The sequence below is a fragment of the Phormidesmis sp. 146-20 genome, from assembly GCF_052939475.1.
Map to the genome: position 1 here is coordinate 18483 of NZ_JBJPHT010000031.1, position 16861 is coordinate 35343.

At 48.9% G+C, this 16861-nt stretch carries 17 protein-coding genes; all 17 read left to right on the top strand.

All coding sequences use genetic code 11. The features are described from left to right. Positions 1-3: 3 nt before the first annotated feature. Positions 4-723, top strand: a complete 720-nt coding sequence (locus tag ACKFKH_RS21215; protein WP_446860342.1) for a response regulator — start codon at positions 4-6, stop codon at positions 721-723. 50 nt (positions 724-773) lie between these two features. Next, positions 774-2591: a DNA polymerase gene (locus ACKFKH_RS21220; RefSeq protein WP_446860343.1), complete on the top strand. Its 1818-nt coding sequence runs from the start codon at positions 774-776 to the stop codon at positions 2589-2591. Between the two features lie 88 nt (positions 2592-2679). Then, on the top strand, positions 2680-3261 hold the full coding sequence (locus ACKFKH_RS21225; protein WP_446860344.1) for a hypothetical protein: 582 nt from the start codon (positions 2680-2682) through the stop codon (positions 3259-3261). 665 nt (positions 3262-3926) lie between these two features. Next, the gene (locus tag ACKFKH_RS21230; RefSeq protein ID WP_446860345.1) at positions 3927-5189 is read left to right on the top strand and encodes a hypothetical protein; all 1263 of its coding nucleotides are present in this window, start codon (positions 3927-3929) and stop codon (positions 5187-5189) included. 45 nt (positions 5190-5234) lie between these two features. Further along, positions 5235-6845 (top strand): phage tail sheath family protein, encoded by a 1611-nt coding sequence (locus tag ACKFKH_RS21235; RefSeq protein ID WP_446860346.1) that lies wholly within the window; start codon positions 5235-5237, stop codon positions 6843-6845. Between the two features lie 12 nt (positions 6846-6857). Next, positions 6858-9233, top strand: coding sequence for a phage tail sheath family protein (locus tag ACKFKH_RS21240; protein WP_446860347.1), 2376 nt, complete (start codon positions 6858-6860; stop codon positions 9231-9233). Positions 9234-9257: 24 nt separating this feature from the next. Continuing rightward, positions 9258-9719 (top strand): phage tail protein, encoded by a 462-nt coding sequence (locus ACKFKH_RS21245; RefSeq protein WP_446860348.1) that lies wholly within the window; start codon positions 9258-9260, stop codon positions 9717-9719. Positions 9720-9750: 31 nt separating this feature from the next. Then, positions 9751-10524: a T4 family baseplate hub assembly chaperone gene (locus tag ACKFKH_RS21250; RefSeq protein ID WP_446860349.1), complete on the top strand. Its 774-nt coding sequence runs from the start codon at positions 9751-9753 to the stop codon at positions 10522-10524. Positions 10525-10550: 26 nt separating this feature from the next. Beyond that, a complete protein-coding gene (locus ACKFKH_RS21255) occupies positions 10551-10694 on the top strand; it encodes a hypothetical protein (protein ID WP_446860350.1) in 144 nt (47 codons plus the stop codon). Positions 10695-10744: 50 nt separating this feature from the next. After that, positions 10745-11191 carry a hypothetical protein gene (locus ACKFKH_RS21260; RefSeq protein WP_446860351.1) on the top strand — a complete coding sequence of 149 codons (447 nt, stop codon included), beginning with the start codon at positions 10745-10747 and terminating at the stop codon, positions 11189-11191. Beyond that, a complete protein-coding gene (locus ACKFKH_RS21265; RefSeq protein ID WP_446860352.1) occupies positions 11184-13205 on the top strand; it encodes a hypothetical protein in 2022 nt (673 codons plus the stop codon). Before ACKFKH_RS21260 ends, ACKFKH_RS21265 begins: the two co-directional genes overlap by 8 nt. A gap of 30 nt (positions 13206-13235) precedes the next feature. After that, positions 13236-13898, top strand: coding sequence for a hypothetical protein (locus ACKFKH_RS21270; protein WP_446860353.1), 663 nt, complete (start codon positions 13236-13238; stop codon positions 13896-13898). Positions 13899-13903: 5 nt separating this feature from the next. After that, positions 13904-14215 carry a tail protein X gene (locus tag ACKFKH_RS21275; RefSeq protein ID WP_446860354.1) on the top strand — a complete coding sequence of 104 codons (312 nt, stop codon included), beginning with the start codon at positions 13904-13906 and terminating at the stop codon, positions 14213-14215. Next, a complete protein-coding gene (locus tag ACKFKH_RS21280; protein ID WP_446860355.1) occupies positions 14215-15366 on the top strand; it encodes a phage late control D family protein in 1152 nt (383 codons plus the stop codon). Before ACKFKH_RS21275 ends, ACKFKH_RS21280 begins: the two co-directional genes overlap by 1 nt. 11 nt (positions 15367-15377) lie before the next feature. Continuing rightward, on the top strand, positions 15378-16091 hold the full coding sequence (locus ACKFKH_RS21285; protein ID WP_446860356.1) for a phage baseplate assembly protein V: 714 nt from the start codon (positions 15378-15380) through the stop codon (positions 16089-16091). Between the two features lie 10 nt (positions 16092-16101). Next, a complete protein-coding gene (locus ACKFKH_RS21290; protein WP_446860357.1) occupies positions 16102-16482 on the top strand; it encodes a hypothetical protein in 381 nt (126 codons plus the stop codon). Next, positions 16479-16856 (top strand): GPW/gp25 family protein, encoded by a 378-nt coding sequence (locus tag ACKFKH_RS21295; protein ID WP_446860358.1) that lies wholly within the window; start codon positions 16479-16481, stop codon positions 16854-16856. Before ACKFKH_RS21290 ends, ACKFKH_RS21295 begins: the two co-directional genes overlap by 4 nt. The last annotated feature ends 5 nt before the right edge of the window (positions 16857-16861 follow it).

Sequence of the window (16861 nt, forward strand, 5' to 3'; positions counted from 1 at the left end):
ATTATGGCTGGCAGCAAAATTCGGATTTTTCTGATTGAGGATCAAGAACTGGTCAGGTTTGGGTTGACAGTAGCGCTTCCCAAACATAATCCCAAAATTGAAGTCATTGGCGATGCAGAGACTGGCGAGAAAGGACTTACGCTGATCAAGACGCGACAACCAGATGTTGCGATCGTAGACCTGAGTCTACCAAAAATGAGCGGCATTGAAGTGACCCAGCATCTTAAGCGTCACCATTCTCAAGTCAAGGTAATGGTGTTGACGGTCAGCGGAGATGAAGCCCATGTGATTTCTGCTTTTGAAGCGGGAGCGGATTCCTATTGCATGAAAGATAATCCGATCGGGCTAATTGGAACCGCATTGGAGCAAACTTATGAAGGAAACCACTGGATCGACCCGGCGATCGCTCGCTACATTCTCCAAAGCTGCGTGCTGAAGCCTACTCAACCTCAGGTGCCAATAGAGCCAGAGTCGCGTTCTGAAGAGACTTTAGCCCTGTTTGATGAACCCATCCAGACTTTTGAGAAGCTAACCGATCGGGAAGTTGATGTGCTGGAACTGGTCGCAAAAGGACTGACCAACGGTGAAATTGCTAACAAACTGTTCATCAGTCGAGGCACGGTCAAGAGCCACGTTGCCAGCATTATGCAAAAGTTGTCTGCCAAGAGTCGAACGGAAGCTGCTAGCCGTGCGTTGACAACTGGACTCTTGAATCAGAAATAGTTACTTTCCCTGCTACCGCCGCTGACATGGAGATGAAATAAGGGTTCCCCATGTCAGCCGATTTTTATACCTATGAAGACACGCAACGGGCGCAGCAGAAGGTATCTCCTGGTGTTCGTGCCAAACCTTTTTATGCTTATGTACAAAGTGATGCTGATCTGGAAGCCGCGATCGCTCCGCTGCTGACTGCAAAAATTCTGGCGATCGATACCGAAACTACTGGCAGAGATCCGCACACAGATCGCCTGCGGTTAGTGCAACTGGCGACATCCAATCAACCCGTTGTAATCGTTGACCTGTTTGCAGTCAAAGACTACCGCCTGCTCAAGCACTTATTGCAGGGTGGTGCTCTCAAAGTAGGACATCACTTCAAGTTTGACTGGCAATTTCTCACGCAGGCTGGAATGTCGCCATCCGGTTCGTTTTTCGACACACAGCTTGCCTTTAAAGTGTGGACGGCTGGTATTAAAGTTCGTTCATCGCTACAGGCGGTAGTCAAGAAAATTTTGGAGATTGAACTCGACAAAGACCAGCAGCAGAGTGATTTTTCGCAATCAAACCTGACTCCCAAGCAGCTACAGTATGCGGCGATGGATGCGGCAATTCTGCTACCACTGCATGACGCTCTGGTTCGGCGGTTGAAAGCGACGAGGCTAGAAGCGATCGCCCATCTTGAATCTCAATGCCTGGTTGCCTTTGCCCAAATGGAACTTCATGGTATGGGGATTGATCAGCATCGGTGGAAGGAGCAACAGTCTGCCCTTAACACCCAGCTAGCACAGACTTTAGAACAACTGCATCAACAACTGCGATCGCCTGGAGATTTTCAAATTAGCCTATTGCCTGACTGTAGTGATGGGATTAATCCCAATTCGCCGAAGCAGGTAAAAGCTGCCCTTGCTGCCATTGGCATTTCAGTCAAATCAACCGATCAGCGAACGTTGCTGCCGATCACCGATAAACATCCTGCCATTCGTACTCTGCTGCAATACCGCCACCTTAGCAAATTATCTGACAGCTTCTATCAACCGCTCTTGCGCCATATTCATCCTGCAACGGGACGAGTGCATCCGACATGGTATCAACTCGGCGCGCGATCGGGGAGAGCCAGTTGTCGTGGTCCTGCTCTGCAAACCATTCCTTGCAACGAGGCGATCCGTCGTTGCTTTGTTGCTGAACCAGGAAACGTCATTGTCAAGGCAGACTTCAACCAGATTGAGCTACGAATTGTTGCTAAGATCAGTGGTGATGCCCGGATGCAGCAGGCGTATCGAGCGGGAAAAGACTTGCATCGATTGACTGCCGCTTTCATTCTCGGAAAGCCACCAGAACAAGTGACTGAGGAGGAGCGCCGCTTAGCCAAAGCCATTAACTTTGGACTGATTTACGGTATGGGAGCAGTCAAGCTGCAAAATCAGGCACAGGTGAAGTATGGAGTAACGATGAGCTTGGAAGATGCCCGACACTTTTGTAAACGCTTTTTCGAGTTGTATCCCGGCATTAAAAAGTGGCATGAACAAGTGAAGCGCGATGTCTATATCAGTAAGTTACGAGAATGCCGCACGATGACCGGACGGCGACGACGCTGGCGAGAACAGCCCAGATTAAACGAGATGATTAACCAACCCGTGCAGGGATTGAACGCTGACATCACGAAGCTGGCGCTGGTAATTCTAACTGGACGATTACCATTTGAGGCTTACATCGTTGGAATGTTGCATGATGAAGTGTTGGTGGAATGCCCAGAAGGGATGGCAGCAAAGGTTAGTCGCCTCGTGCATCGGTGGATGGAGCAGGTAGCGCAGCGATTGCTTGACCCAATCCCTGTCATTGTTGATGTGCGAGTGGGTAAGAGTTGGGCGGCATGAAAAAAGAGTGAAAAAAAGGGGGCACAACCAGTGCCCCTGCCGCCCCTGGCGGCGGTTAGGGTGAAGTTGAGATGAGGAATTCATCAATATGGCAACAACTACGAAAGCGAGAAACGGTAATGCTACCAAGACGGCTCCAGCAAAAACGACTGCAAAGCCTGCACCGTCACTTGACCTAAGTGATCCAAAGGTGGCAACCAAAGCAATCCGTAATGCCCTGTTCCAGACTTACAAAGTGAAGGTGGCTTTACGGGCTGAAAGTGCTGTCATTCCAGCCTATTACGGTTTTCGAGAAGTGATGGGCAATGCTACCTCCGCGGCGGTTAAGAAGAACAACGGCACTTTTGACTGGCAGGCATGGAATACGAAAGTGTTTCCCAAACTATTTGGTGAGCCAGACTCGCTAAAGTTTGACCTGGCAGTGATGGCGCAAATTGCGGCTCACTTTGATGCTGCAATTCCAGAAGACCCCGATGAGGGGATTCGGGCGTTGATTGAAGTCAACCGACGTAGCCTAGAGCGTCGTAACGGCAGAAAATTGGCTGAACCTGATGTTCCCGATGTGCTTGACAGTCTAGATGAGCTGGATCTTGACGATGAACTCGAAGAGGACGCTGGCGACGATCTAGAGGAAACTGACGAGGATGATCTCGACTTGGATGATGAATAGTTGGTAATCTTGGAAACCCAAAAGCCTGATTTTGAAAAGAGTCGGGCTTTTTTTTTGTTTGGATGAAGAAGAGAAGTAAGTTTCTGCTCAAATAACCGCATCTATATGCTTGCTGAGATCGAGAATGCGGTGCAACGTTGTGCGGAGGAGGTGTTTTATCACGATAGATCAGGGCAGGTTGAAGTGGGGGATTTGTTGGGGTAGCAGCAGTTTACCCTAGCGATGGAGCGAGAATCTGAGCAGATTCAGGCAGTTCGGAATCAGGCGACGTACGTGAGACCTGCAAGTGGGCAGGATATTTCTCGTTTTGCTAAGCACTATCGGGAACTGTTTGAGTGAAATAAGATAATTCTACTGCAAAAACTTAAAAGAGGATTTGGAGACACTTCTAGAAAACTAACCTGAACTGCATACACAGAAATGAGTTTAGATGGGTTAACTCAGAAAATATCATTGCGACTGTGCTCCAGAATCACCCCATCTGTCAAGCCAACATAGATTTGAACATAACTTGCAGGCTTCAGTATTAAAGTGTGGGATTGGAGTAGGTAAATTAGCCTAGACTATTTGAGCTAATCAGAACAAGCTAGATAGAAAAAGCGACTTGTAATCGACGTTAAGCAGACTTATTACTGAAGGCATGGTTTTAGTGGCAGGACAAGCCTGTGACCAATCTTCTGGTTCACGGTATGAATACAGCATGGACTTCCTCAGATTCTGCTCTCTTACAGATTTCGGAGGTGGTTCAACCCATCTTCGGTGAGGCTATCGCTAGTAATAAATTAGTTGCGTCATCTGCTGTCAACCAGTTCGCAGAGTTTGTTCTAGTCAGCCCGATCAATTTGAGTTCGTTTGAGGAACTACGATTTTGGACGTTTGCTAGTCAGGCAGCGGATGGATCTATCGCTAAGCCTTTTTACTTGGAGTTTTCCTATGTCGATGCTAATGATGCTCCCGGTGAGGAACATCGTTGGCTGGTGCCAATCAATCAGGTTGATGTTTGGGATCAGACGCGAATTGGTATTCAGAGCGATCGCCGTAGCGCTATCACCCGCCTGCGATTTCGAGTACTTACTGATTTTGCCTTTAGTCTACAAATTGCTCAATTGCTGGCAGTGCGAGAGGAGATGTTAGTAGATGTAGAGGATGCCCTGATTCAACGGCTCAATCAACGGGTTGAACTGACCGGTTTGACCAATCTGCCACTTAGTCAACCTGCTAGCCCTGGTAGCTTACAAATTGTCGTGCCATTGACGCCTCAGTTGTGGGTGGGAAATCAAATTCGGATTCGCGGAAGTAGTACGGGTGATGAAATTCACTTAGTAACTCAAGTGCAAAACGACACGGGGGCAGGCACAACGACCTTGCAATTTGGCAACGGAGATGGGGTGATTGGTTCCTTGGTGGTTGGTACAGCAACGGTGTCTGTGATTGTGCCCGTGATTTTGGAGAATCCACCTACTGCCCTACCATCAGTTAATCCGGCGATCATCCTGACTCCTCAAGATGCACGGGAGGATTTGGAACGCACTGGTTGTGCCACGCAGCGCGATAGCTTTCGTCAACGGGGCAATCTCACCATCTGTAGTGTGAGATCGCCTGCCCGTGCCTATACTGTGGACTATCAAATCACTGCGGTAGCACCGGAACCTGATCAACAACGTCTGATTCATACCTATCTACTGCAACAGTTATCGATGGATCGGGGGTTACCCATCAACGGTTTATTTTCACCCGTCTCATTGCTGCCTCAGCCTGCGCCGCTGGATGATCGGCGATTAGGGTTGCTAGCACCGCTCTATGTGCGGATCGGCACACGACTGGAAACTGCTGTCCGACAGGAAGTGCCGTGGATACAGCGAACCAATATTGAAGCCGCTCGTATTGATGCCCCTGTTGATCAGGAAGAAATTGTATTGCGGTTTTAGAGATGCGAGGAACGTCAGAATCCATTAAGTCAAGGAGAAAGAACTATGGCGCTTGAGGTTGGAGTTAATGTCATTGAGGTTGATGGTCGTGCCAGTCCGTCTATTCAAGCAGCACCGACCTCCGTCGCAGCATTTTTGGGGCTGGCAGAAAGAGGGGTACCTAATCAGGCAGTGCGTGTTACAAGCATGCAACAGTTTCAGAATCGCTTTGGCAACTATCGGAGTGATAGCTATCTTGCCTATGCCGTGGAAGGTTTTTTCCTGAATGGCGGTAGGGAGGCATATATCAACCGAATTGTTGGAGCGGGAAGTGTTGCTGCATTGGTCACCTTAAACAACATTCAACCGACCCCTGCACCAACGTTACGAGTAACCGCTGGTGCGTTAGGACAAGTCATGCCAGGAGCTTGGGGCAATAGCCTGCGGGTGGATGTGCGTGCAGAGACCGCTACGGAATTTCGTCTAGTTATTCGTTATCAAGACACACCCACTAGTGACTTTACAGAGGTGGAAACCTGGACGGGGTTGAGCATGGCAACCGATGCTACCAATTATGTCGTGAATCGGATTAATCACCCCTTCAGCGGTTCACGCTATATCGTTGTAACCGACCTTAGCGGCAGCACTGCTGCTAATGTTGAAAATCCAGCGGTTGTCTCCAATCAAGCGCTGACTGGGGGAACAGACACGGCTCCAACGGCACCCGACTATATCGGAAACCCTGCTCAAAAAACGGGTCTATACGCGTTCGATACAGTGCAGGTACAGCTAGTAGCCATTCCAGATGCACATTCTCTGCCTGCCACCGGACGTAATAGTGCAGTGCGAGCGGCATTGGACTATTGTGCTGGACGGGGCGATTGTACGGTTGTTGGCTCGGCTCCCGATCGCGGTTCTCCTACTGGTGTCATCCCCCGTGCCTTGAGTAACTACATTCAGCTAGAAAGTGATTACGTCAACACCATTACCCAATATGGGTCTCAGTTCCAGGCAAATAAGGTCTATGGTGCACTCTATGCTGGTTGGATTCGGGTGAACGACCCGATCGGGGTAGGACCCGCTCCAGCTCGCTTTATTCCGCCGGATGGGCATGTAATGGGGGTTTATGCTCGGACAGAACAAGAGCGCGGCATCTGGAAAGCCCCAGCAGGAAATGCAGCACAGGTTCGGGGGGCGTTGGATGTGTCTGCTACATTTACCGATACCGAACATACTGCTTTGGTGAAAACTGCCTTTGTGAATGGAATTCGCCGCTTACCTGGCGTCGGAATTATTGTGGCTGCCTCGCGCACCTTGAGTACCGATACCCGCTGGTGGTTCGTGAACGTGCGCTTGCTGTTCAACTTTGTGAAATCTTCTCTACGCGACGGACTGCGCTTTGTCCGGCAGGAACCTCATAGCGAGGAGTTACGCCGCCAGGTGAAATTCAACGTGGTAACGCCTTTCCTTTTGGGGTTATGGCGGCAAGGGGCATTTGGTTCCGATCCACCCGATCAGGTCTTCAGTGTCAAATGTGATGGTGAAAACAACCCACCCGATGAGGTGAATCTGGGTAATTTCAGGCTAGAGGTCTACTTATATCCAGTCAAACCTGCAGAAACGATCATTATCGTGGTCGGTCAGCAATCTAGTGGTGCCTCTGCGAACGAAGGATAAGGAGAGAACAAAATGGCATTTAACATTGGGCTGAATGTGCTTGAAGTGGATGGTCGGGCAGCGCCCACGATCGTCGCGGCTCCAACTTCGGTAACTGGATTTTTAGTGCGGAGTCAGCGGGGCGTGCCCAATCTCCCTATTGTGGTGCGAGGGTTCACCGATTTTGTCACCAACTTTGGCAGCTATACCGTTGATTCCAGCGGCAACCCCCTTTACGGTGCCCATACCATTCGGGGCTTTTTTGACAACGGCGGCAGTACAGCCTATGTCGTCCGGATTGTGGGAAGTGGCAGTGGAGCTGCTAATCGAGTCTTAAACGATCGCGCCTCAACCCCTCAAGCAACCTTACGGATAGCAGCAGGAATCAGAGGACGGGAAGACCCAGGTAGCTGGGGTAATGATCTCTCAGTGACGATCTCCGATCATGCACGCGGTGCTGCGGCAATTCCGGCTCAAATTATTGGCAGCACTGCCGAACCCTTTGCCCTCATTGCGGGTCAACAGTTAGAAATCACCGTGAATGGCGCAACACCTGCCATCACCATTACCTTTAACACGACAGACTTTGTCAATATTGCCACCGCATCGGCAGCAGAAGTTGCGGCGGCAATTCGACGGCAAACTGCTGCTGTAAAAGTTGTGGTTACGCCTAACCGTCAACTGATTGTGGCAAGCCCGAGTGCTGGTGTACTCTCTCGATTGGAAATCACTGGAGCAGCAGCAACGCCTCTAGGATTTACTGCAACAACCGCCAACAGCAATGCCGCGCTACCGACCAACACCACACTAGCAGTTGTACAAAATACGGGTGGCTTCTTACCAGGATCGGCAATTCAGTTGGAGACACGGGGACATGTAATTGCGTCGAATGCGATCCTCCCTAGCCTCACTGATGGAGCGAGTATTAATGTCAGTGTGAATGGAGGAACGGCAGCGCCGATTCGATTTACTGCCAGTGACTTTGTCGGTGGAGTGGGGGCAGTGACCTCCTCAGAAGTGGTTGCTGCCATCAATCGTCAGGCGCAGGGATTTACCGCTGCCCTGAACCTCAGCAACCGTCTGGTCTTAATATCTAACACCTATGGGGCCACATCTACTCTTGCCGTGACTGCTGGGGCAACAGATGCAACCACCGCCCTGGGCTTGGCAGGCAATACCCCAGTTGCTGGAATCCGGCAATACCGCACTGTGGATTCCGTGGCAGAATCATCCAAGTTGATTACCTGGACAGGGGGACTGACCCTACCTGCCAATTTTGCCCGCATCCAATCGGTGGAGTTTGATGTCTTTGTGAACTACCGGGGTTTAACGGTGGAGCAGTTTGAATCACTGAGTATGCAGCCCGCCCTTGACTACTCCGTGGACTCAGTGATCAATGATCCTGATCGCGGCTCGCGCTATATTACCGTCACCAATCAAAACAGCGCCTCGGCAGCGGGATTAAATGCGCCACTGACTGGCACATTTTCCCTGGCAGGCGGTAATAATGGCAATGCTCCAGTTGATACCAACTACATCGGTGATCCAGCCCAACGAACCGGACTGTATGCTTTCAACCCCCTTGCTATCCAACTGTTAGCCTGCCCCGAAACCACTGCAATAGGTGTAACCACCGCTTGCTTGAGCTACTGCGAAAGTCGTGGAGATGCCATGTTTGTCGGTACGGCTCCCCGTGGCTTTAATCTTGATGGCATCAAAGCCCACGCGAGCAATTTCCGGGGACGGAAAGTATACGGTGCGTTGTATGCGCCCTGGATTGCGATCGCCAACCCCCTCGATACCACGGGCAACAATCCACTGCTCTGGATTCCCCCGGTCGGTCACATTCTGGGGTCCTATGCCCGGATTAGTGATACGCGAGGCATCTGGAAAGCTCCAGCAGGGGATGAAGCCCGCCTGAGCAATGCATTGGCAGTGGAGTTTGATATGACTGACACTGACCACACCGATTTAGTGAAAAGTGGTGGGGTGAATGGCATTCGAGCAATTCCTGGTTCCGGCATCATCATTGATGCTTCCCGCACACTGAGTACGGACACCCGCTGGCTGTTTGTCAACGTGCGCCGTCTGTTTAACTTCGTCAAATCTTCTCTACGGGAAGGCTTGCGATTTGTGCAGCAAGAACCCCATAGTGAAGAATTACGGCGGAGTGTCAAATTCAATGTGATTACACCCTTCTTGCTTGGTTTATGGCGGCAGGGGGCATTTGGCTCAGACCCACCCGATCAGGTGTTTACCGTTAAATGTGATGCCGAGAATAACCCACCGACAGAGGTGAACCTGGGCAATTTCAAAGTGGAAGTTTACTTCTATCCAGTGAAGCCAGCAGAGACGATCATTATCGTCGTTGGACAGCAGGAGAGCGGTGCTACAGCATCAGAACCTTAGATTTAAGCAATTTGGAGTTGAGTTATGGCAGAACTATCATTCAAAGAATCCTACCGCACCCACGGGTTTGCCGTTGAGATTGGCGGAGATCGCTGCCCTGTCACGAAAGTGACGGGACTGAACGAAGGTATGACAGAAACCATTGAGCAGTCTGATGGCGGTTCCAACATTGTTCGCAAGATTGCCAGCGGAATTGTCAAGTTCGACACGTTAGTGATTGAGCGCAATATGGATGGCAGCCAATATGACCAATTATTCAAAGATTGGTTTAGTGAGATGTTTCAACTCAATGGTACGAGTAGCGGGTCTTCAGTCCGTCGCAATGGCGCTGTGATTAAGCTGGAAAATAGTCAGGAAGTGGTTCGATTTGCCTTTTACGAAGGGTGGATTAAATCATCCAAGTTTGCTGATTTAGAAGCTGCTTCAACCAACTTGTTCAAGCAAACGGTTGAAATTGAGCATAACGGTCTAGAGCGAGTGGTTTAAAGAGTCATTGAAATTGATAGGGAGATTAAGTATGGTCAGTACACTGGTTAGAACATTCGAGTTTCAACTTCCCATTGGTCACATTGATGAGGATGGCCAACTGCATAAAGTTGCAGTGTTACGTAAAATGACTGGGCGAGAAGAAGCGATTATGGCAGATAAAAGCAATCGCAATAACGGTGCCCGGATGATCACTGAATTACTATCCAGTTGTTTAGTGCAGATTGGCACGATCGAAAAGCCTGGAAACAAAATCGTGCAATCGCTTTATTCTGCTGATCGCCACTATTTGCTGATCAAACTGCGCGAAATCACCTTTGGTTCAGAAATCGAGGGAAACTATTCCTGCCCCACCTGCCATACTGCCAACGTACTCCGTGATGACCTGACAGAGTTGGAAGTGACGAAACTAGATGATGGGGAACTGCCGCAGGATGTTGTGGTGGAACTGGAAGATGGCTATGTCGATCGCGATGGTGAAGTATACACCAGTATGGTGTTTCGTTATCCGGTTGGCAGTGATGAGGAAAAAACCGCCTCCGCCATTCGTCAAAACGCTTCTCACGGCAAAAATGCGTTGATGGCACGCTGCTTGAAAGTGTTGGGAGATATGCCAGAGAAACGCATTCAGGCATTGGGTACCGCAATTTTCGATCAACTCACCCTGTCCGATCGCGCTCTTGTGGACAAAGCATTGAATAATGGCGGACCCGGTATTAAAATGCGTCGCCACATCAACTGCGTCAACTGCGGTCGTGAGTTTGATGCCACGCTGGATATGTCAAATTTTTTATCGCCTTCATAGGTCAGGAAGATCGCTTACCCAAAGAAGTGTTTTTCCTCGCCTATTACCTGCATTGGGGTCATGCTGAAGTCATGGATTTGACCACCGATGAGCGTTGGGCTTATGTCCGCTTGATGTCAGAACAACTAGAGCGGGAAAGAGAAGAATTAGAGAAGACTAAACGACGGTAGTTAAGGTGTAGGCAAGAGTGATGAGTCGGGATGTTTTTATCTACACGTTTATGGCTGAGTGTATCCCAATGGAGCAAATTCTTCTCCAAATGCATGCACGTGGTTTACCTGTTGAGTGGAAGTATAGACTGCTTTCAGAGCGCAATCAATCTAATAGCTGGACATCAGGATATTTTCTATCTAGTAAAGCAAAACTAGAAATCAATCTTTCTAGAGAAGAATTACAACCCTTTATGCGAGAGGAAATAGTAGAATCCTACATGGATGTACTTACAGAAGCACAGCAAGATGCTTTAGTAATAGCTCAGTCTCAATATCGTTTTTCTGGGTCTAATACACAGAATCAAGAGTACAAACAGTTACGTATTAACTTGGTCGATGTCGTATGTGATTTGGGTGGCGGATTAATCCTTGACACCGAAAACAGCCGATTTTACAACTGTCAAGAATACCGAGTTCATTATGCTCATTTACTAAATCAACAAAGTAATGAATAATGTTGCCGACTGTTTAGGTGCTGTAAATCAACTAGTAGTTCGGCTTCGCAGTGAAGGTGATCTACTGAATAGGCACGTGATTGAGCAGTTACAAGCCGGGGTTCAGCAACACATACAAGGTTACCTTGTACAGTTTGAACAACGATTAAGTGGGAGGATAACATCTGGCACAGGAGGAGGCATTGATATTAATCGTGATATAGATGTTGTTGCAAGAGATCTATTCACAAGAATTCATACTGAAATTAAGACTGGCTATGCAAACATTGGTCAGGCACTTGATTCAGATCAAATTTTACAAGATGCTGCACTTGCTATCAGAACTGCTCGCGAAGGTGCACAGGAACTTCAAAACATATGGCGAATTGCTGACCATGAATTTGGTGAACGTTTGCCACAAAGTATTCAGAATCGAATGCAGGATCTTGTAACACGGTTGGCTAGAGAAGGATTTACTCCAGAGGAAGTGCGATCTGCAGTTGCCAGTTTCAGATTCGTTGATGCTTCTGAACAAGCAATTCGGGCTGAGCTTAATGAAAGTGGTGAATTGATCTTTAGAAATGCCATGGGTGAGATTTTTGGTCCCGATGGCAAAATTGCACAAGAAGCGACAAAGCAGGCTGGAAATAGCCCAAATTTTAGTCCGGCAATGGAGGTGATTTTTGGCTCAAGTGGCAAACTGGCAGATGCTGCTGGTGATGCTGCTAGAGGAGTAAACTTAGACCCTGCGCTTCAAAATTTGGAGCAGGAGATTGAAGCAGGTGTTACAGAGGCGATGGATCAAGCGGGAGATGAAATCGCTGCTCATGGTGCTCAATCCTTGGCATCAATGGTAGGGGCAGGGGCACGATCGCTTGGTAATGTATTGACTTCTATTCCTCAGCTCTATGAATCAGTTAACCAATTAGGTGAAGCCTGGGATCGCCCGCTAGAAAGCACAGAAGATTATATGAATCTCTTTTCAGCCTTAGGCGGTACCATCACTCAGGGAGTAGACACGATCGAAGCATTGGCTGGCGTGACTCAGTTAGCCTCAGCAGCACAGGGGGTATTTAACGCGGTGATGGCGTTGAATCCAGTCGTGTTGGTAGTGATTGCAGTGATAGCGTTGATTGCAGCGATCGCGGCGTTAATCATCTACTGGGACGAAGTTAAAGCTGCATTGCGAGACAATCCATGGCTAGCGGTTATCGCTGTCTTATTCGGGTTAATTGGAGTCATTATTGTGGTCATTGCTTATTGGGATGAAATTAAACTCGCGGTCTTACAAGCAGCTAACTTCATCAGTATTCAAGTACAACGGATTGGCTATTTCTTTGTTGGCTTAGGCACTTTAATTGGACAAATTTGGGATTGGATTGTTGCAACGGTTTATAACGCAATTATTGGAATCATTAATATTTTTATTGGATTTGGTGCCAGCATTATCAACTTTTTCATTGGATTACTCAATGGACTGATTGACCTGGCAAATGAAGTGATTGCCTATATTCCTGGTGTCGATTACATCGATCGGATTTCTGAAGTCAATGCAGAGGCCTTGCAACTGCAAACGATGGAAACTCCAGAGATCAATATTGGAGCCGCGTTTGAGACAGGCGAGATTCGGGGAGGATTAGAAGGGGCGATCGCGGAACAGGAAGCGGTTGTCGCTGAGGCAGAACGAGCCGATGAGGAACGCCGTGCCAGTGAGCGAGCAGAAGCTGCTACCGCCGCACCCCCCAGGTTGCCGGAGGGCGGAGGACGTCCCGCCCTTCCTGAAGGAGGCGGTTTACTAGGACAGCGTCCGGGGTTACCTGAGGGCATGCCCCTGGCTGCTTCTACAGGAGGAGGTGGTGGTGATCAGTCGATTACCCTGGAGAATGTCACGATCAACATCAACGCTGAACGTCTGGAAGCGGATGCTGCCCAACTTTTGAGTGATGAGATTGTGAACCGTCTGAGGGAACGATTAGATGCCCTCCGGACTGAGCGGGATTTCCGCACGGGTGTTCGCAGTGCAGCACCCGCATAGTTGACAGAGAGAACACGAGGAGAATCTGTGATGTTACAACAACAACTTCCAGCTCGAGGCTTTCTCGTTAGTGTCGGACTTGATCCCGACGAAATTCTGGTCGAGTTTCAGTATAACCCGACTCAATTAAGTGACAAGCGTTCCGTTAACTACGCCACGATCGACGCTCCTGGGCTGCTAATGCCGACGCGACAGTATAGTCAGGGGGGCGATCGCACCATTAGCTTCACAGTGAGAATTGATGGGTTGTTTGATGGTTCAGTCAAACTCTCAGATGGCAGCATTATGCGCTATGGCAATACCGACAATAATGTCTATATTGACCGTGATAACGACGGTAGCATTCTCCCCGAACTCAATAAATATCGAGCGTTTCTCTACCCACAAACTGACCGTTGGCAAGATGCGCGGGCTAGCTTTCTCCCACTGTATTCAAATGAGCGAAATGCTCAAGAACGATTTGTCAGTCCGCCTCTATGTCGATTTGGATTTGGCTTCGGTTCTGATCAACAGACAGGGAGCACTCGAGGCAGTGCAGAAGTAACTCGCATTATCGATTGCATCGTGACTGAAGTTGGCATCACGGAGTTGTTGTTTAACGATAAGCTGTTGCCTTTACGAGCAGATGTCGCTGTCACACTTGTCGAACTGTCGCCCTACGGCAACACGCCCACTCCCCCACCTAGAGGTTAATCATTATGCCTGTGAAACCCGATTCTCGCTTTGCAAATTTGCCCCTTTTTCGAGTTAGAGCCTCCGATGGTCGTGATCGCCAGGTTGTAGCGTTACGGCTCACTAAGCCATCTGCGCTGAGCGATCGCCAACATCAGGTGATGCAAGGGGAAGCGATCGATCTGTTGGCTCATCGCTTTTATGGTGATGCCCGCCTCTGGTGGCGCATTTTAGATGCCAATCCAGCAGTCTACCCCTTGGATATCAAAGCAGGCGATCGTTTGAATTTGCCTGATACGGGCACTGCCACTCGGATTACACGGACAAGGAAGTTCTAATGCTAGTACGGACACCGTTTTATCAAGTCAAGATGGGTGGAAGTAACGTCGCACTAGATGGACCTAATAGCGGCGTGGATATCGCCTCTTGGGTCAGTTCTGTGACGGTGGTAGAGGACGATCGTCAAGCGGATAATGTGACGCTGACAATCCCTGATCCACGACTAATCTACGCAGATGCCCTCTTTGAGGGTAGTTACGTTGCTGTAGATGTGGGCTACGCAGAACCTAACCAACATGCCTTGATGCTGCGGGCATTGATCACCAAAGTGGAACTGAGCTACCCTCAAAACGGTGTGCCGACTCTAACTTTGAAAGGTGAAGACAAGTCCATTCTGATGGGGCTGCAAGAGCAGCGCAAAGTCTGGCGCAACCAAACCGTAACTGCAATTGTTCAGAAAGTAGCAAGATCTTATGACTTTGCTGGAGTAGAAGCTCAACTGAATCCTGATCCAGAAATTCGCAGTCGCCCCCTTAACCAGGATGGCAAAACTGATTTAGCATTTTTGCAAGAATTAGCAGAAGACTATCACGCCAAATGTTTTGTAGAACTGAATGAGCAAGGTCAGGAGGTCTTGTATTTCATTCCCGATCGCCAGATTATGCAATTAAATCGCCCTGATCAACTAGTTTTAAGGTACCGTCAAGGACCTAATAGCAATCTGATTAGTTTTTCACCCAGCTTTGATAGTAGCTACATCGATCGCCAGAGGGAAATTAATGATATTGATCAACAGGGGAATGCTGTTGAGAGTCAGGAACCACTGCCGACAGAAGAAGTTTTGTGGTCTCTTGATGATCGACTTTTAGCACAGGCAAGTCAGAGCGATCTGGAAAGAATTCGTGCGCTTTACAAGCAGGGTGCTAGCCTAAAGCCAGAACTCCAACAGCAACTCACCGCAAGGCAAGCTGTTTCTGGTGTTGTAGTCGCCGATCGCGGTGACCTGGAAAGTACCAATGATGCATTGGACTCTCGTCGCCTTGGCATGACTGCCAGTGGCAGTACGTTTGGCAATATTTGGCTCAGAGCAAAATCCAACATCACGATTGATGGAGCGAACTCTCGCTTTAACGGGGAGTGGTACGTCTCTAACGTGACCCACAAGATTGATAGCAGTGGTTATAAAACTGACTTTAGATGCGTTCGTTAATGGAGGGAATGATGTCAGATCAATACTTTGGTAAATATACAGGCATTGTCAAAGATAATCGCGATGACCAAAATCTGGGGCAGATCCAAGTCTCTGTCCCTACCATTTTTCCACCCGATGAATTGATGGTTGCTCGTCCTGCTCTGCCCTACGGGTTCTTTTTTATTCCTGAAGTAGATGCCAAAGTCTGGGTCGAATTTGAGGGGGGAGATTCTGGTTTACCAATTTGGACAGGCATCCAGTATGTCGCTGGGGAATGGGCTGCAGAGGCAGAGGCGAATCCTCCCGAAAAGCGAGTGATTAAAACGGCATCCGAACATTTGATTATCTTCAATGACAAATCAGATGAAAAAGCCATTCAAATTCAATCAGCCAATGGTCACACAATTACGTTAGACAAAGATGGCATCAAAATTAATGATGGTGTGAATAGTCACAGCCTCACGTTTGATGCAAATGGAGCAAAGCTTCAGACTCAATCGGGAGCCAAAGTTGAACTTACAGCGACAGCGACCAAAATTGAAACTGGACAGGGTGCAAAAGTGGAACTAATGTCTGGTATGACCACTGTAGATAGTGGAGGCCGACCGATTCAGATTAAGGGAAGTTCTGTCCTGCTAGGTGCTTCTCCAGTAGCACCTGTTATGCGGATGACAGATCAAGCGATTGGGAATTTAGGTGCCCCTGTTGTTCTTATTAGCACCTCAACGGTTATAGCGTCTTGAGAGATGAATTATGAGTTTAGGAACTAATAACGCAACTTGTAAAACAGAGTTCAAAGAGGCAATGCGCCCCATTGCGGGAGCGAATGTCGATCGCCCCGATGTCGATCCAAACTTTGGTGCCCTTGGACAAGCGGTGTTTCGGATTGCAACGATTCATGCAGAAACTAATTCCGATCCCAGTTTAGACCCAGCCTTCTGGCAATGGGTCTCTGAGACTAATGTCTGGCTCCAGTCCCTCTCCACGTGGCAGAGGGGTGTTGCCCAAGCGTTTACCAATTGGGCTCCTACTCAACTTGCTGAACAAAACCTAAAAGCTGCTCTGACAGCTGTTCCCCAACCGGGTAACCCTCCATCGACTGCTCCCAACGTCCTCCGAGGAGAAATCCAATGAACGCCTTCCCCAACCATGCATTAATGGGATTTGCTTTTCCCTTTCGGATCACGAATGGAGGAATTGAGCGATCGCAAGGTTTTGACAAGATCGAAGACAATGTGCGCCATCTCCTCAGCACCCGTCTGGGTGAACGGGTGATGTTGCGAACTTACGGTGGCGGCGTACACCACCGCTTGCAAGCTCCAAACAGCACAACCCTGGGTGCCCTGATCAAGCACGAGATTGAGCAAGCCCTCCGCACGTACATGCCAGAGGTCAAGCTCACTGCTCCGATTCGCATTCGCACGGTTGAAAGCGAACTCAGCATTGTGGTGGAATACACCGCCGCCCCCCAAGATGTCATCCGCCGTCTGGAATTGCAGATTCCATAGGAGAT

Excerpts from the sequence above, each read along its gene's own strand:
- ACKFKH_RS21215 (WP_446860342.1), top strand. The coding sequence starts at position 4 with ATGGCTGGCAGCAAAATTCGGATTTTTCTGATTGAGGATCAAGAACTG.
- ACKFKH_RS21220 (WP_446860343.1), top strand. The coding sequence starts at position 774 with ATGTCAGCCGATTTTTATACCTATGAAGACACGCAACGGGCGCAGCAG.
- ACKFKH_RS21225 (WP_446860344.1), top strand. The coding sequence starts at position 2,680 with ATGGCAACAACTACGAAAGCGAGAAACGGTAATGCTACCAAGACGGCT.
- ACKFKH_RS21235 (WP_446860346.1), top strand. The coding sequence starts at position 5,235 with ATGGCGCTTGAGGTTGGAGTTAATGTCATTGAGGTTGATGGTCGTGCC.
- ACKFKH_RS21240 (WP_446860347.1), top strand. The coding sequence starts at position 6,858 with ATGGCATTTAACATTGGGCTGAATGTGCTTGAAGTGGATGGTCGGGCA.
- ACKFKH_RS21245 (WP_446860348.1), top strand. The coding sequence starts at position 9,258 with ATGGCAGAACTATCATTCAAAGAATCCTACCGCACCCACGGGTTTGCC.
- ACKFKH_RS21250 (WP_446860349.1), top strand. The coding sequence starts at position 9,751 with ATGGTCAGTACACTGGTTAGAACATTCGAGTTTCAACTTCCCATTGGT.
- ACKFKH_RS21260 (WP_446860351.1), top strand. The coding sequence starts at position 10,745 with ATGGCTGAGTGTATCCCAATGGAGCAAATTCTTCTCCAAATGCATGCA.
- ACKFKH_RS21265 (WP_446860352.1), top strand. The coding sequence starts at position 11,184 with ATGAATAATGTTGCCGACTGTTTAGGTGCTGTAAATCAACTAGTAGTT.
- ACKFKH_RS21270 (WP_446860353.1), top strand. The coding sequence starts at position 13,236 with ATGTTACAACAACAACTTCCAGCTCGAGGCTTTCTCGTTAGTGTCGGA.
- ACKFKH_RS21275 (WP_446860354.1), top strand. The coding sequence starts at position 13,904 with ATGCCTGTGAAACCCGATTCTCGCTTTGCAAATTTGCCCCTTTTTCGA.
- ACKFKH_RS21280 (WP_446860355.1), top strand. The coding sequence starts at position 14,215 with ATGCTAGTACGGACACCGTTTTATCAAGTCAAGATGGGTGGAAGTAAC.
- ACKFKH_RS21285 (WP_446860356.1), top strand. The coding sequence starts at position 15,378 with ATGTCAGATCAATACTTTGGTAAATATACAGGCATTGTCAAAGATAAT.
- ACKFKH_RS21290 (WP_446860357.1), top strand. The coding sequence starts at position 16,102 with ATGAGTTTAGGAACTAATAACGCAACTTGTAAAACAGAGTTCAAAGAG.
- ACKFKH_RS21295 (WP_446860358.1), top strand. The coding sequence starts at position 16,479 with ATGAACGCCTTCCCCAACCATGCATTAATGGGATTTGCTTTTCCCTTT.